Annotated in this window: 16 protein-coding genes; 2 read left to right on the forward strand and 14 right to left on the reverse strand. The window is 73.0% G+C overall.

The genetic code is table 11. The annotated features are described in order from the left end of the window. The first annotated feature begins 45 nt into the window (after positions 1-45). Both ACV530_RS13780 and ACV530_RS13785 read left to right on the forward strand, forming a co-directional pair. A complete protein-coding gene (locus tag ACV530_RS13780) occupies positions 46-936 on the forward strand; it encodes an ABC transporter ATP-binding protein (protein ID WP_494332691.1) in 891 nt (296 codons plus the stop codon). Then, positions 933-2,525, forward strand: a complete 1,593-nt coding sequence (locus tag ACV530_RS13785; protein WP_494332692.1) for an ABC transporter permease — start codon at positions 933-935, stop codon at positions 2,523-2,525. The genes ACV530_RS13780 and ACV530_RS13785 overlap by 4 nt, the downstream gene beginning before the upstream one ends. Before the next feature lie 215 nt (positions 2,526-2,740). Here ACV530_RS13785 and ACV530_RS13790 read toward each other — a convergent pair whose 3' ends face one another. From ACV530_RS13790 to ACV530_RS13855, 14 genes are all read right to left on the reverse strand, one after another. Further along, positions 2,741-3,952 (reverse strand): cytochrome P450, encoded by a 1,212-nt coding sequence (locus ACV530_RS13790; protein ID WP_494332693.1) that lies wholly within the window; start codon positions 3,950-3,952, stop codon positions 2,741-2,743. A gap of 33 nt (positions 3,953-3,985) precedes the next feature. Continuing rightward, positions 3,986-4,645, reverse strand: a complete 660-nt coding sequence (locus ACV530_RS13795; RefSeq protein ID WP_494332694.1) for a response regulator — start codon at positions 4,643-4,645, stop codon at positions 3,986-3,988. Further along, positions 4,642-5,883, reverse strand: coding sequence for a sensor histidine kinase (locus tag ACV530_RS13800; protein WP_494332843.1), 1,242 nt, complete (start codon positions 5,881-5,883; stop codon positions 4,642-4,644). Before ACV530_RS13800 ends, ACV530_RS13795 begins: the two co-directional genes overlap by 4 nt. Positions 5,884-6,001: 118 nt before the next feature. Beyond that, positions 6,002-6,715, reverse strand: a complete 714-nt coding sequence (locus ACV530_RS13805; RefSeq protein WP_494332695.1) for an alpha/beta fold hydrolase — start codon at positions 6,713-6,715, stop codon at positions 6,002-6,004. Beyond that, a complete protein-coding gene (locus ACV530_RS13810) occupies positions 6,712-7,899 on the reverse strand; it encodes a kynureninase (protein WP_494332696.1) in 1,188 nt (395 codons plus the stop codon). Before ACV530_RS13810 ends, ACV530_RS13805 begins: the two co-directional genes overlap by 4 nt. After that, the gene (locus ACV530_RS13815) at positions 7,892-8,719 is read right to left on the reverse strand and encodes a tryptophan 2,3-dioxygenase (RefSeq protein ID WP_494332697.1); all 828 of its coding nucleotides are present in this window, start codon (positions 8,717-8,719) and stop codon (positions 7,892-7,894) included. The genes ACV530_RS13810 and ACV530_RS13815 overlap by 8 nt, the downstream gene beginning before the upstream one ends. Before the next feature lie 104 nt (positions 8,720-8,823). After that, entirely contained in the window at positions 8,824-9,237 is a 414-nt protein-coding gene (locus ACV530_RS13820) for a DUF3151 domain-containing protein (RefSeq protein WP_494332698.1), read from the reverse strand. Between the two features lie 126 nt (positions 9,238-9,363). After that, a complete protein-coding gene (locus ACV530_RS13825; RefSeq protein WP_494332699.1) occupies positions 9,364-10,821 on the reverse strand; it encodes an MFS transporter in 1,458 nt (485 codons plus the stop codon). A gap of 94 nt (positions 10,822-10,915) precedes the next feature. Continuing rightward, the gene (gene fbaA, locus ACV530_RS13830; protein ID WP_494332700.1) at positions 10,916-11,938 is read right to left on the reverse strand and encodes a class II fructose-bisphosphate aldolase; all 1,023 of its coding nucleotides are present in this window, start codon (positions 11,936-11,938) and stop codon (positions 10,916-10,918) included. A 179-nt stretch (positions 11,939-12,117) separates the two neighbouring features. After that, a complete protein-coding gene (gene pyrE / locus ACV530_RS13835) occupies positions 12,118-12,657 on the reverse strand; it encodes an orotate phosphoribosyltransferase (protein ID WP_494332701.1) in 540 nt (179 codons plus the stop codon). Between the two features lie 10 nt (positions 12,658-12,667). Then, on the reverse strand, positions 12,668-13,462 hold the full coding sequence (locus ACV530_RS13840; RefSeq protein WP_494332702.1) for an aldose epimerase family protein: 795 nt from the start codon (positions 13,460-13,462) through the stop codon (positions 12,668-12,670). Positions 13,463-13,494: 32 nt separating this feature from the next. Continuing rightward, the gene (locus ACV530_RS13845; protein ID WP_494332703.1) at positions 13,495-14,253 is read right to left on the reverse strand and encodes an SRPBCC family protein; all 759 of its coding nucleotides are present in this window, start codon (positions 14,251-14,253) and stop codon (positions 13,495-13,497) included. 53 nt (positions 14,254-14,306) lie between these two features. Further along, positions 14,307-14,957, reverse strand: a complete 651-nt coding sequence (locus tag ACV530_RS13850) for an NAD(P)-dependent oxidoreductase (protein ID WP_494332704.1) — start codon at positions 14,955-14,957, stop codon at positions 14,307-14,309. 45 nt (positions 14,958-15,002) lie between these two features. Then, the gene (locus ACV530_RS13855) at positions 15,003-15,653 is read right to left on the reverse strand and encodes a DsbA family protein (protein ID WP_494332705.1); all 651 of its coding nucleotides are present in this window, start codon (positions 15,651-15,653) and stop codon (positions 15,003-15,005) included. Between the last annotated feature and the right edge of the window lie 33 nt (positions 15,654-15,686).

Consider the following 15,686-nt stretch of genomic DNA (forward strand, 5'->3'; position numbering starts at 1 on the left):
TTCCCGGACTTCACAAAATTGTGAAACCAGCGTAATTTCTGAAACATGTCCACGGCCATCTCCGTGTCCGGCCTCCACAAGGCCTTCGGCCGGACCCATGCGCTGGACGGTCTCGACCTCGCCGTCGAGACCGGTGAAGTCCACGGCTTCCTCGGCCCCAACGGCGCCGGGAAGTCCACCACGATCCGCGTCCTGCTCGGCCTGCTGCGGGCGGACCGGGGCACCGTCCGGCTGCTCGACGGGGACCCCTGGCACGACGCGGTCGCCCTGCACCGCCGCCTCGCGTACGTCCCGGGCGACGTCACCCTCTGGCCGGGCCTGACCGGCGGCGAGGTCATCGACCTGTGCGGGCGCCTGCGCGGCCCGGTCGACGTCCGGCGCCGCACCGAGCTGCTGGAGCGCTTCGAGCTCGACCCGACGAAGAAGGGCCGCACCTACTCCAAGGGCAACCGGCAGAAGGTCGCCCTCGTCGCCGCCCTCGCCTCCGACGCCGAGCTGCTGATCCTCGACGAGCCCACCTCCGGCCTCGACCCGCTCATGGAGGAGGTCTTCCGCCGCTGCGTCACCGAGGAACGCGACCGCGGCCGCACCGTCCTGCTGTCCAGCCATGTGCTCAGCGAGGTCGAGGCGCTGTGCGACCGCGTCAGCATCATCCGCGCCGGCCGGACGGTGGAGACCGGGTCCCTCGCGGACCTGCGCCACCTGACCCGCACCAGTGTCTTTGCCGAACTGACCGTCCCGCCCAACGGCCTCGCCTCGCTCGCCGGCGTCCACGACGTCGACGTCCAGGGCACCCGCGTGCGCCTGACGGTGGACACCGGCGAGCTCGGCCCGGTGCTGCGCACGCTCACCGACTGCGGGGTGCGCTCCCTGACCAGCACCCCGCCGACACTGGAGGAGCTCTTCCTGCGCCACTACCAGGCGGTTCCGCGATGAGCGCCCTCGCCGGGACCCGGCCCCTGACCCGGTTCGCCCTGCGCCGCGACCGCGTGATGCTGCCGGTGTGGGTGCTGGTCGTCGCCCTGGCCGTGACGGCCACCGGCTCGTCCCTGAAGAAGCTGTACGGCACCGCGGCGGAGCGGGCCGACTTCGCCCGTTCCATGACCGGCAACGGCTCGCTGCGCGCCCTGTACGGGCCGGTCTTCGACGACTCCCTCGGCGGGCTGACCGCCTGGCGCATGCTCGTCGTCACCTCGGCCCTCGTCGCCGTGATGAACCTGCTGATCGTGGTCCGGCACACCCGCGAGGAGGAGGAGACCGGCCGCCAGGAGCTGCTCTCCTCCGCCGTGGTGGGCCGCCGCGCGCCGCTGACCTCGGCCCTGCTCACCGCGCTCACCGCGAACGCCGCGGTGGCCGTGATCGTCACCGCCGGCCTCGCCAAGTCCGGCCTGCCGACGGCCGGTTCGTGCGCGTTCGGGCTCGCCCTCGGCTGCGGCGGCACGGTCTTCGCGGGCATCGCCGCCGTTGCCGCCCAGCTCACCGAGAGCGCCCGCCTCGCCCGGGGCCTGACCGGCGCCGTCCTCGGCCTCGCCTTCCTGCTGCGGGCGGCGGGCGACGCCTCCGCCCGCGGCGCCTCCTCGGCGCTGACCTGGGCCACGCCGCTGGGCTGGGCCGAGCACGTACGCCCGTACGCCCACGAGCGCTGGTGGGTCCTGCTGCTCTTCCTCGCCGGCGCGGCGGTCGCGGTGACCGGCGCCTACGCCCTCGCCGGGCGCCGCGACACCGGTGCGGGCCTGCTGTCCGCCCGGCCCGGCCCCGCCGCCGGGCGGCTGCGCGGCACGGGCGCGCTCGCCCTGCGGCTCCAGCGCACCGCGCTGCTCGGCTGGACGCTCGCGGTGGCCGTCGCCTGCGCGGTCTTCGGCTCGATCGCCCACTCCGCGGGCGACATCGTCGGCGACAACCAGCGGCTCCGGGACATCCTCGAGCGCATGGGCGGGCAGCACGGCCTCGCCGACACCTTCCTCGCCTCGATCATCTCCGTGACCGGCACGGTCGTCGCCCTCTACGCGGTCTCCGCCGTGCTGCGCCTGCACGCCGAGGAGACCTCGCAGCGCGCGGAGCCGCTGCTCGCGGGCGCCGTCGGCCGGCTCCGCTGGGCGGGCGGCCACCTGGCCGTCGCGTTCCTCGGCACCGTCGTGGTGATGACGGCCGCCGGGCTGGCCATGGGCATCTCCTACGGGACCGCGGCCGGCGACGTCGCCGGGCAGCTGCCGCGCGTCCTGGGCGCGTGCCTGGCCCAGGTGCCCGCGATCTGGACGCTCGCCGGGTTCGCCGCGCTCCTCGCCGGCGCCCTTCCCCGGGCCGCGGCGGGCGCGTGGGGCGCGGTGGGCCTGTGCGTGGCCGTCGCCTGGCTGGGCCCGGTCCTCGACCTGCCCGGCTGGGTCACGGACCTCTCGCCCTTCGGGCACCTGCCGAAGTTGCCGGGCGGTGTGGTGTCGTTCGGGCCGTTCGTCTGGCTGCCGGTCGTTGCCGCGGGCCTCACGGGGGTGGGGCTCGCGGTGCTGCGGCGCCGCGACATCGGCTGAGGGGAGGGTGAGTTGTGCCCCGGCCCCGCCCTTTCACCGTTTCCTCCGGGGCTCCGCCCCGGACCCCGAAACCGCGCTCCGCGCGGTTGTCCTCAAACGCCGGACGGGCTGGAAAATCAAGCCCGTCCGGCGCTTGAGGACGAGCGGCGAAGCCGCGACAAGGGGGTCTGGGGCGCAGCCCCAGGAGACGGCGAGAGGGCGGGACCGGGGCACCCTCACAGCTCCACCCGCAGCTCCCTCAGCCCCCGGATCACAAACCCCGGCTTCCACTCCGGCTCGGCGGCCACCCGCATCCCCGGCGCCCGCGTCAGCAACTCACCGAACGACGCCACGAGTTCGAGCCGGGCCAGTGGCGCGCCAAGGCAGTAGTGGATGCCCGCGCCAAAGGCGATGTGCGGGTTGTCGGGCCGCGTCACATCGAGCCGGTCCGGGGCCGTGAACCTCGCGGGGTCGCGGTTGGCCGAGCCGAAGAGGAGGGCGACCTCGTCGCCGCGCGGAATGACGGTGCCGTCGATCTCGATGTCGTCGAGGACCCAGCGCTCGAACAGCTGCAACGGCGTGTCGTAGCGCATCAGTTCCTCGACCGCCCGCGGCAGCAGCCCGTGGTCGGCGCGCAGAAGCGCGAGCTGCTCCGGGTTGCGGAACAGGGCCCACCACCCGTTGCCGGTGGTGTTGACCGTGGCCTCGTGCCCCGCGTTGAGCAACAGCACGCACGTGGAGACCATCTCCTGCTCACTCAGCCGCTCCCCCTCCTCGTACGCGGCGATCAGCGCGCTGATCAGGTCATCACCGGGGTCCTTGCGCCGAGCGGCGATCAACTCCCGCAGATAGGCGGAGAATTCGACCGAGGCCCGCACCGCGCGCCGCGCCGTCTCCTCGTCCGGGTTCAGCTCGTACATCCCGCAGATGTCCGCCGACCACGGCCGCAGCAGCCCCCGGTCGGCGGCGGGGATGCCGAGCAGTTCGGCGATGACGGCCACCGGCAGCGGCTCCGCAACCTCCGCGATCAGGTCGCCGCCGCCCTCGGCGAGAAGGCCGTCCACCAGCTCGCGGGCCAGCCGCCGGACGGCCGGTGCGAGGTCCTCGACCCGGCGCGGGGTGAACGCCTTCGACACCAGGCGCCGGATCCGTGTGTGGTCCGGGGCCTCCAGGTCGAGCAGCCCGTTGCCGTTCAGCACGTGGAACGGCTCGTGCTCCGGGGGCGGCGGGGTACGGCCGAACTCCTCGTGCGTGAAGCGGTGGAGATACGTCCGTCCGAGCCGCCGGTCGCGCAGCAGCGCGCTCACGTCCTCGTGGTGCGGCACCAACCACTGCCCGGTGGGCGCGAACCGGTGTACCCGCCCCTGTTCCCGCAGCCGTGCGTACACGGGGTAGGGGTCGGCGACGAAGCGGTGGGACCACGGGTCGAAGTCGGCGGTCGCTGCCATGCCCGGAGGGTATCCGGGCATGGCAGCGACCGGTCACCCGCCGGGAGTGATGAGCCCCACTTCGTACGCGAAGACCGCGGCCTGGGTGCGGTCGCGCAGACCGAGCTTCACCAGGATGCGGCTGACGTGCGTCTTGACCGTGGACTCGGCGACGACGAGATGCTCGGCGATCTCGGCGTTGGACAGCCCCCGCCCGACGAGCACCAGCACCTCCGTCTCGCGCTCGGTGAGCTCACCGATCCGCTCCTGCGCGGGCGGGCGGGTCGAGCCGAGGCGGGAGAACTCCAGGATCAGCCGCTTGGTCACGGCCGGCGCGAGCAGCGCCTCGCCGGCGGCCACGACGCGTACGCCCTCGGCGAGCTGGCCCGCGGAGGCGTCCTTGAGCAGGAAGCCGCTCGCCCCGGCCCGCAGCGCCTGGTAGACGTACTCGTCCAGGTCGAAGGTGGTCAGCACCAGCACCTTCGCCTCCGGGTCGGCGGCGACGATCTCGCGGGTCGCCTCGAGCCCGTTGAGCACGGGCATGCGGATGTCCATCAGCACGACGTCGGGCCGCAGCGCCGCGACCTGGTCGACGGCGTGACGGCCGTCGACGGCCTCGCCGACGACCTCGATGTCGGGCTGGGCGTTCAGCAGGACGGAGAAACCCTCGCGGACCATCATCTGGTCGTCGACGATCAGTACCCGGATGGTCATGCGGCGGCCTCCGTCGCGGCGGCGACGGGCAGGAACGCGGCGACCTCGTAGCCGCCCTCGTCGGTGGCCCCGGCGGTCATCTCGCCGCCGAGCATCGCGACGCGCTCGCGCATGCCGGTGACCCCGTGCCCGGCGCCCGGGGAGGGCTTGGCCAGCCGGTCCGGCGGGCCGTTGACGATGCGCAGGCCGAGCCCGCCGAGCACATAGCTGACCTCGACGCGGGCCTCGGCGCCGGGCGCGTGCCGCAGCACGTTGCTCAGCGCCTCCTGGACGATGCGGTAGGCGGACAGCTCGACGCCCTGCGGCAGGGGCCGTACGGACCCGGTGGTGACGTGCTCGACGGACAGGCCCGCGTCGCGGACGTTGGCGACGAGCCCGCCCAGCGCGGCGAGCGTGGGCTGCGGCGCCTCGGGGTCCGCGAAGGCGTCGGGGTCCTCGGAGCGTATGACGCCGAGGACGCGGCGCAGCTCGGTCAGCGCGGCGACGGCGTTCTCCCGGATGGTGGCGAAGGCGGCGGCCAGCTCGGGCGGGGTGTCCTGCACCCGGTACGGGGCGGCCTCGGCCTGGATGGCGACCACGGACATGTGGTGCGCGACGACGTCGTGCAGCTCACGGGCGATGGTGGTGCGCTCCTCGAGCACCGTGCGCCGGGAGCGCTCGACCTGGGTGACGGCCTCCTGGGCGGCGACCTGCTGCCGGGACTCGCGCAGCCCGCGCACGGCGAGGACGGCGAACAGCAGCACGCCCGAGAGCATGAGCAGCTGGACGAACCCGCCCACGCCGAACATCCTGTTGACGAACACGTTCAGGAACACGCCGAGCACCCCGGTCAGCAGCCACATCTCGGCGGCCACGCGCGGGCGGGTGCGCATCGCGACGAGGGTCATGACCAGGATGTGGGAGATCAGCGCGTGCGAGATCCCCGCCTCTGCCGCGCACGAGAAGAAGACCGCGCCCACCGACAGCCACCACGCGCCGACCGGCCGGAAGAGCGTCATCACCAGGGGCGCCGCCGCGAGCAGCATCAGCGCGAAGTTTCCGGTGTCGGTGAAGGTCTGCATCATCACCACGAAGGCGAGGAAGCCGACCGCCGCGTGCGGAAGCCAGCGCACGAGGTGGCCCAGCCGTCCTGCCAGGCGGACGAGCCGGTGCCCGTCGCCGAGCGGCGGCAGCGGCCGGAAGGCGAAGGCGTCGGCGAACAGATCCTTGTGGATTCCGTCGAGGGCGCTCTTCACCATGCGCAGCTCGCTGCGGATGGTGGTCGTCTCATGCGTCTGGGTCACACGTTCCACGGTAAACAGACCGGGGCGGTGGGGCGTCCCCTCGTAAGAGGATCGTGGGGGTCCGTCCCAAGTACTACTCGGTAGCTTCCGCGATCACCGAGCTCAGTGCGGCGAACGCCCCGGTCCCGGGGATCAGGGCCGCGTAGTGCCCGGCCCCGTCGAGGACCCGCAGTACGGCGCCCGAGGCCGCCGCGTACCGCCGTGACAGCTCCACCGGCACCTCCGGGTCGTCGGCGCCGTGCACCAGCGTGACCGGCACCCGGGGCGGCGGGGCCGTCAGCGGGTCCGCCGCCCGTACGTCCGCCCCGCCGAGCAGCTCGTCGACCGCGTCCCCGCTCAGCCGCAGCTCGCGCGCAAGCGCGAGGTCGGCGACGGGCGCCACGGCCACCACCGCGTCCACGCCGGGTACGCCCGCCGAGGCCAGCAGCAGCGCGAGGTGCCCGCCGGCCGAGTGCCCGACGACGATGTGCCGGGCCGCGCCCCGTCCCCCGACGGCCACCGCCCGCACGGCGTCGTCGTAGGTGACGGGCCAGCCGCCGCCCCCGCCGACCCGCCGGTACTCGGCCAGGGCGACGCCGGTGCCGCCGGACGCCAACGCGGCGGCCAGCGGGGCGAGGTGACGCCGGTCGTACGCCTCCCGCCAGAACCCGCCGTGCAGCAGCGTCACTCCCATCGGGCAGCCCGGCGCCCCGTAGAAGTCGACGACCTGGCTGGGGTGCGCCCCGTACGCCACGGTCCTGTCCGGCGGTACGGGGGCGAGCGCGAGCAGCGCCGCCTCCTCGCTCATGCCAGCACCTCCCCCAGCACCCGCGCCGCCCGCTCCGCCTCCGCGAAGGACGTGTAGAGCGGTGCGAAGCCGAAGCGCAGCACGTCCGGTGGCCGGAAGTCGCCGACGACGCCGCGCCGGACGAGCTCCGATGCCACGTCGTTCGCGTCCGCGCAGCGCAGCGACACCTGGCCGCCGCGTTCGGCGTGCGCGGCCGGGGTGACGGACTCGAGCCGTCCGGGCGGCACATGCTCTGCGGCGCAGCGCAGGAAGAAGTCGGTCAGGGCGAGGCTCTTGGCCCGTACGGCCGCGAGGCCGACCCCGTCCCACACGCCGAGGGCGGCGTCCAGGGCGAGCAGCGAGAGGATCTCCGGCGTGCCGACGCGCCCGCGCACCACGCCGTCGGCGGGGGTGTGTGCCGGGGCCATCGCGAAGGGGTCCGCGTGCGAATTCCAGCCGGGCAGCGGGGAGTCGAAGCGGTCCTGGAGCTCGCGGCGCACATACAGGAAGGCGGGTGAACCGGGGCCGCCGTTGAGGTACTTGTACGTGCACCCGACCGCGAGTCCGACGCCGTGCGCGTCCAGCTCCACCGGCAGCACGCCCGCGCTGTGGCACACGTCCCACACCGCCCACGCCCCGGCGGCGTGCACAGCCGCAGTCGTGCCGGGCAGGTCGTGCAGGCGTCCGGTGCGGTAGTCGACGTGGTTGACGAGCGCGACGGCCGTACGGGGCCCGGCCTCCGCCGCCATCGCACCGGCCGCGACCGCCCGCAGCCGGCAGCCGGTCATGCGGGCCGCGGACGCGGCGATGTAGCCGTCGGTGGGGAAGGTCGCCTCGTCGACGAGGATCTCGTCGCGGCCGCCGCCCGCGAGGCGTACCGCGGCGACAACCGCCTTGAACACATTGACACTTGTCGAGTCACCGGCCACGACCTGTCCCGGCGCGGCCCCGAGGAGCCGGGCGATGCGGTCGCCCGTACGCTCCGGTGCGGTCCACCAGCCGCAGGTGTCCCAGGCGCGGATGCGCTGCTGCCCCCACTCGCGCCCGACGGCCTCCGCGAGGCGCGGGGCGACCGCGCGGGGCAGGGCGCCGAGCGAGTTGCCGTCGAGGTAGACCGTGTCGTCGTCCAGGACGAACTCCTCGCGCTTGCCGCGCAGTTCGTCCGCCGCGTCCAGGGCCGCCGCCTCGGCGGCGAGGTCAGACATGGCTGCGCGCCGTCCACAGCTCGGGGAACACGCTCTTCGCCGCCCGTTTCTCCAGCCAGGCCACCCCCGACGAGCCGCCCGTGCCCGGCTTGGCGCCCATCGCTCTGCGGGTCGCCACCAGATGGTCGTTGCGCCAGCGCCACACCAGCTCCGCGACCTCGGTCAGGGCCTCGCCCAGCCGGCACTCGTCACTGCCCTGGTCGCCCGCGTAGATCCGCTGCCACACCGTCTCGACCGCCGGGTCGGCCGCGTACCGCTCGACGACGTCCCGTTCGCGCACGGCGCCGGGTATCGCATGGCCGCGGCGCGCGAGCCAGCGCAGGACCTCGTCGTACAGGCTCGGCTCGCGCATCGCCTTCTCCAGCTCCGCGTGGACGGCCGGCGCGGCCCGGTACGGGACCAGCAGGGCCGGCGACTTCTCGCCCAGCAGGAACTCCAGCCGCCGGTACATCGCCGACTGGAAGCCGGACGCCTCGCCGAGCGCGGAACGGTACGCGTTGAACTGATGTGGCGTCAGATGCGCCAGAGGCTTCCACGACGCGTTGAGCGACTCCAGCTCGTAGCCGGAGCGCTTGAGCGCGGCCATCACGGTGGGTACGTCGTCCTCGCGCAGGGCCCGTGCGGCCGTCTCCCACTCGTGCACGAGAACCGTGAACCACAGCTCCATCACCTGGGTCGTGACCAGGAAGGCCATCTCGCCCGGGTCGTCGGAGAGCGGCCGCTGCAAATGGCTGAGCACGGAGGCCCGGACGTAGTCCTCGTACGGGGTCGTACCGCCGAAGTCGAGGTTCGGAGCCCTGTCCTGTGGTGCGGAACTCATGTCGCCTCCCCTGCCGTTGCTCCCGGGATCGCCGGGTACGCGGCGATCATCCGGCCCGGGAGCGGACACGGCAAGGGGGCGACGCCGTCGGCTCAGCCGTGGGCTCAGCCCAGCGTGTTGGCGGCCGTCGGCGAGCTGTCGCGCAGGAACGTCGAGCAGCGCTCGTACTCCTCCTGCTCCCCGATCGCCTGCGCGGCCCGCGCGAGCGCGTGCAGGGCGCGCAGGAAGCCGCGGTTGGGCTCGTGCTCCCACGGCACCGGGCCGTGGCCCTTCCAGCCGTTGCGGCGCAGCGCGTCGAGGCCGCGGTGGTAGCCGGTACGGGCGTAGGCGTACGACTCGACGACCCGGCCGCCCTCGAACGCGTCGTCCGCGAGCTGCGCCCAGACGAGCGAGGACACGGGGTACTTGGCGGCGACCTCGGCGGGGGCCGCCCCGGAGGCGAGCAGCTCGCGCGGCTCGGGGTCGTCGGGCAGGTGGGTCGGGGACGGTCCCCCGAGCAGGTTCTCGTGAATGGCCATGGCCTCCACGGTAACGCTGCGCTTGCGGCTGTGTTTTCCGGGTGCGGCGCCGTTTCCCCGCCTTCGGCGGGTGCTCCCCGAAGGGGGCGTGCCCCACAACGGCGCCGCACCCGGCATCGCGTGCCGCTACACGTCCTCCGGCGACGCGGCCCCGCAATGCCGCACCCCCTCCGCCGGCCGCCGCCGAACCACCCGCACCGGCCGAACCGCGGCGACAGCCAACACCGCACCCCCCACCAACATCCCCGCACACCACACCATCGCCCTCTGGAACCCCGCCCCGAACGCGACCGGGTCGCGATACGCCCCCACCGGCATCCCCGCGGCCAGCGGCAACGCCGCGACCGCCACCAGGCTCGCCGCCCGCGCCGCCGCGTTGTTGATGCCGCTCGCGAGCCCCGCCCGGGCCACGTCCACGGACGCCAGCACCGTCGCCGTCAGCGGCGCGACCAGCAGCACCATGCCCAGCCCCAGCACCACCAGCGCGGGCAGCACGTCCCGCCAGTACACCGCGCCCGCCCCCACCCGGGCCATCAGCAGCATCCCCACCGCGCACAGCAACGGCCCGACCGTGAGCGGGATCCGGGGCCCGATCGCCTGGCCGAGCCGCCCGGAACGCGCCGACAGCAGCAGCATCAGCACCGTCGTCGGCAGCAGCGCCGTCCCCGCGACCAGCGCGGACCACCCGACCACGATCTGGAGCTGGAGCACCGACAGGAAGAAGAAGCCGCCGAAAGCCGCGTACACGCACACCGTGACCGCGTTGACCGCGGAGAACATCCGGCTCGAGAAGATCTCCGGCGGCAGCATGGGATCGTCCAACCGCCGCTCGACGTACGCGAACACCACACCCACCACCACGCCCCCGACCCCCGTGCCGATCACCACCGAAGAGGCACCCTGCTCCGGGGCGGCGATCAGCGCGTACGTCACCAGCGCGAGCGCGAGCGCGCCGAGTGCCGCGCCCAGGACGTCGAACCGGCCGTGCGCGGCCGGGTCCCGGGTCTCCGGGACGTGCCGCATGGCCACCGGTACGCACACGGCGGCGACCGGCAGGTTGATCAGGAACACCCAGCGCCAGCCGGGCCCGTCCACGAGCCAGCCGCCCACGAACGGCCCGACGGCCGTGGCCACTCCGCCCAGCCCCGACCAGGCACCCACCGCACCGGCCCGGTCGTCGGGGTGGAAGACCGCCTGGATCAGCGCGAGCGAACCGGGGGTGAGGAGCGCCCCGCCGATGCCCTGGAGCGCCCGGGCGGCGATGAGCACCCCCGCGGTCGGAGCGATCCCGCACAGCAGCGAGGCGATCGCGAACCACACCACGCCGACGACGAACACCCGGCGCCGCCCGAACCGGTCGCCCAGCGCACCGCCGAGCAGGATGAGCCCGGCGAGGGTGAGCATGTAGGCGTTGACGGTCCACTGCAGGACGTCCAGGCCCGCGTGCAAATCACTGCCGATGTGCGGCAGCGCGACATTGACGACGGTGCTGTCCAGCATGGCCATGCCCGAACCGAGAACGGCCGTCAGCAGCACATAGCGCCCGGCGGGGGTGCGAAGACGCACACCAGCGAATTCGCTCATGCCCGGATCATCCCCCGCCGGGCCCGCACCGGCCATACGAATACGAAGAAGGGGCCCGGCACCACAACGGTGCCGGGCCCCTCCGCGCAAACAGTTACTTCAGCTTCGTGCCCGTGGCGCGCAGGTCCGCACAGGCCTTGGTGACGCGCTCGGCCATGCCCGCCTCGGCCAGCTTGCCCCAGGTGCGCGGGTCGTAGGTCTTCTTGTTGCCGACCTCGCCGTCGACCTTCAGCACACCGTCGTAGTTCTGGAACATGTGCGCCGCGACGGGGCGGGTGAAGGCGTACTGGGTGTCGGTGTCGAGGTTCATCTTCACGACGCCGTTCTCCAGCGCGGTGCGGATCTCCTCCGCCGTGGAGCCGGAGCCGCCGTGGAAGACGAAGTCGAACGGGTCCTGCTTGCCGTGCTTGGCGGCGATGCCGTCCTGGAGGTCGCGCAGCAGCTCCGGACGCAGCACGACGTTGCCCGGCTTGTAGACGCCGTGGACGTTGCCGAAGGAGGCGGCCAGCAGGTAGCGGCCCTTCTCGCCCAGGCCCAGCGCCTCGACGGTCTTCTCGACGTCGGCGACGGTGGTGTACAGCTCGTCGTTGATCTCGTGGGAGACGCCGTCCTCCTCGCCGCCGGTCGGGGTGATCTCGACCTCGAGGATGATCTTCGCCTTCACGGCCTCGGCCAGCAGCTCCTTGGCGATGGCCAGGTTCTCGTCGAGCTTCTCGGCGGAGCCATCCCACATGTGGGACTGGAACAGCGGGTTCTGGCCGGCGGCCACGCGCTCCTGGGAGATCGCGAGCAGCGGACGCACGTACCCGTCGAGCTTGTCCTTCGGGCAGTGGTCGGTGTGCAGCGCGATGTTCACCGGGTACTTCTTGGCGACGACGTGCGCGAACTCGGCGAGCGCGACGGCACCCGAGACCATGTCCTTGCTGTACTGACCGCCCAGGAACTCCGCGCCACCGGTGGAGATCTGGATGATGCCGTCGCTCTCGGCCTCGGCGAAACCGCGGAGAGCGGCGTGCAGAGTCTGCGTCGAGGTCACGTTGATGGCCGGGTAGGCGAACTTGCCTGCCTTCGCCCGGTCGAGCATCTCGTTGTAGACCTCGGGGGTTGCGATGGGCATCTGTCCGCTCCTTGTTGTGCGCTGTGGGCGAGTACGGGGCCCTGACCTAGGGGGCGACGGTCATCGTCGTCCCCATCCTCCCAGACTCCCCGAATTACTCCACATGAGGCTCGGCACGCTCATATGAGAGGGGGGTGAGGTTTCACGTGAAACCTCACCCCCCTCTACAGCCCAGACCGTCAGCCCAGGTCGAGGTCGCCGAGCGAGTACCCCGTCACATAGCGCAGCCCGGCGTCGGCGATGGCCTGCGCGGCCCCGCGGTCGACGATCGTGGCCACCGCGACAACCTCCGCACCGGCCTCGCGGGCCGCCTCGACGGCGGTCAGCGGGGACCCGCCGGTGGTCGAGGTGTCCTCGACCACCAGGACCCGGCGGCCCTTGATGTCCGGGCCCTCGATCCGGCGCTGCATGCCGTGCGTCTTCTGCGCCTTGCGCACCACGAAGGCGTCGAGCTTGCGGCCCCGCGCGGCAGCGGCGTGCAGCATCGAGGCGGCGACCGGGTCGGCGCCGAGGGTGAGCCCGCCGACCGCGTCGTACTCCAGGTCGGCGGTGGCGTCCAGCATCACCTGGCCGACCAACGGCGCGGCCTCCGCGTCCAGGGTGATCCGGCGCAGGTCGATGTAGTAGTCGGCCTCCTTGCCGGAGGAGAGGGTCACCTTGCCGTGAACCACGGCCTTGTCCTTGATCTGCTGAAGCAGGGCGTCGCGCGCGTCGGTCATGTGCACGAGCTTAGGCCAGCTGCCGCCACGTCCACGTCGTGGAGATCTCCAGCGGATCGATGGGCGTGACCAGGCGCGGCAGGGTGTTCAGCCCGTTCGGCGGACCGGACTGGGGCTCCACGCACACGGCTGCTTCCTGCTCGTCGTAGACGACGACCCACTCGGCACGACTGGTGACCTGCACCTCGAACGCACCCGGCCAGGTGAGGGTGACATGGACGCCGTCGGGCATCCCGAAGCAGTCGTCCCAGGGGCCGGGGAGGGGGTCGATGCGGCGGCCCGTCGGCAGGTGGTCGCCGCCGCGCTCCTCCTGCCACTCCGCCTTGAAGTCGATCTCGACGTCCCCGCCCGTGCCGAGGTTCCGCAGGAACCAGGGATGCCAGCCCGCCTGGGCCGGGAAGGAGTCGGACGCCGCCTCGACGCCCATGGTCAGCGTCAGGGAATTCTCCGTCAGTTCCGCCAACTGGGTGACCCGGCCGGGGTACGGCCAGGGCTCGGCGAGGTCGTAGGTGAAGGCGGCCGAGTCGGTGTCCGCGCGGGCGGTACGCCAGGCCGTGTCACGGCCGGTGCCATGGATGGCGTGCGGCGGGGAGTTGACCGGCAGCTGGTGCAGCTCGCCGCCGTTGCGGAAGCGGCCGCGGTCGGTACGGCCGCACCACGGAACCATCGGGAAACAGCCGTACTTGGCGCCCTGCCGCAGGAGTTCGATGCCATCGACCTTCAGGCTGCTGACGCGGCAGCCATCGGCCGGGTCGAAGGTCGCCTCGGCGTTCCCGGCCACGAGCGAGATGTTCTCAGTGTTCACGCTCCGACCATAGGCAGAGCAGGCGGAGAACGTCAGCGGCGGCGGCGCAGGACACGGCCCACGACGACCGCCGACGCGAGCACCGCGGCAGCGGCCGGTGCGGCCCACCGCAGGGCCGCACGCCCGGTCGTCGTCTCCGGCGCGGGCACGGGCGCGTACCGCCCCCGCGGCGGCGCGTGGTCGACCTCCTCCGCGCTGCGCCCGATCATCGTGCGCCGCGCGTGGGCCGCCTCGGCGGGCGGCTCCTCCTCGTCCTGGGGCACGGTGTCCGGGACGGCCTCGGCGACCTTGACGTCCTCGACGATCTCGGCCGTCTCCGCCACCGTCTCCATCTCCGCCGCCGTCTCCGGCTCCGCGGACGCGGACAGCTCCTCCGCCAGCGCGGCGCCGAAGCGGTCCAGCAGGCGCTTCGCGACCGCCTGGGCGGTCTTGTCGTCGAACTCGGCCAGCCGGCCCGCGCCGACGACCGATCCCGTGCAGGCCAGGCGCGTTCCGTCGGGTGCCGCCGTCGGCCGGACGGTGAGTGCGAACGTCACCGTGGCCGCGCCGCGGGCCTCCGTGCCCTCGCCGGAGAGCTCGAAGAGCCCGTCGCGCTCCGTCAGCCGGAACGACCCCCGGTAGGTGATCGTGGACCCGCCGATGCGCACCCGCAGCCGTCCCGCGACCGCGTCGTTCCGGTCGTCCCCGGCGTCCCTCTGCAGACCCGGAACGCACCGGGCGATGCGCGCGGGATCGGCGAGGGCCCGCCGGACCGCGCCGACGGGAACCGGAACGAACACCTCATGCTCCATGGCAAGCGAGCCTACCCATCGGTTCGCCTGCCAGGGAACAGTCGAACGACCCGTCAGTCGCCCACCGTGAAGCGCTCGCCCACGTGCTGCGGCTTCTCGATCTCGTCGACGACCGCCACCGCGTAGTCCTCCGCGGAGATACGGCTGTTGCCGTCCTTGCCCACGACCAGGTCGTCCAGGGCGGTGCGGTACGTGCCGGAGCGCTCGCCGGGCTCGATCAGCGCGGCGGGGCTGATGTTGGTCCAGCGCACGTCGCTGACGGTGCGGTAGTAGTCCAGCGCGTCGCCGTGCGCGTGCATGATCTGGAGCAGGAACTCGGGCAGCCCCTCCTTGTCCCAGACCTGCTTGCCGTCGGGGGTGCGGAGCGAGCCCGCGCCGCCGACCGCGATCACGCGCGGGGCGGCGTCACCGAGCGTACGGACGCCCGCGACCAGCGACTTGGCGGCCGGCGCGATGGTCGCGACGTGGCCGGGGCCGTCGCCGCCGCCGACCGCGCTGACGACGACGTCCTGGCCGACGGCCGCGGCGGCCACGGACGCCGGGTCGAGAACGTCACCGGTGGTGACGGTGAGCAGGTCGTGCTGCTCGGTGACCTTCTTGGGGTCGCGGACGACCGCGGTCACCTGGTGGCCCCGGCCGAGCGCCTCGCGCAGGATGCGGCCGCCGATGGTGCCGGTGGCACCGAAGAGTGCAATCTTGGACATGGAAGTCATCTCCCGTGGAATATGTTGAAAAAGCTTGAAATTGGATTAATTGCCATGCTCGTCGAGGGCCCTGCCGAGCGCTCGTGCGGAGGTCATCGGTCCGCCCAGCCGCCGTACTCCGCCGTCGGGCGTGTGCAGCAGCAGGGTGGGGAAGCTGTCGACGCCGAGCCTGCGGACCTCGCGGAAACCCTCCAGCGCCTCCCGGCGGCTGTCCGGGTCGGCGTACGCGGCGACCGCCGCGTCGGCGTCCACCCCGTCGAGCCCCTCGGCGACCTTCCGCAGCGTGGCCGGCTCGGACAGGCTCTGCCCGTCCCGGTACCAGGCCCGCTGCAGGGCGCCCGCGAACTCCAGCGCCCGTCCGGGCGCCTGCCGGGACAGGGCGACGAGCGCCGTGGCCGCGTCGGCGGAGTCGAGGACGGACGTGCCTTCGGCGAACGCCCTGGCGTAGCCCTCGCCGAAGACCGCACCGGTCAGCTCCGCGATGCGCATGTCCGACTGCGGGATGTACGGGTAGGCCGAGACCGGCTTCGCCGCGGGCCCGGTGAACAGCCCGCCGCTGATCACCCTCAGATCCAGGCGGCCGGCGTTCGCCTCCGCGAACTCGCGCACCGTCGGCCCGAAGCCGTAGCACCAGCCGCAGTACGCGTCGAAGGCGTAGGTGACCTGCACCTTGTTCACCTTGTGAACCTCATTCACCCTGTTCACCTCATTCACCAAAAGTCGTTGTCC

This window comes from Streptomyces sp. SX-6 (genome assembly GCF_059089585.1).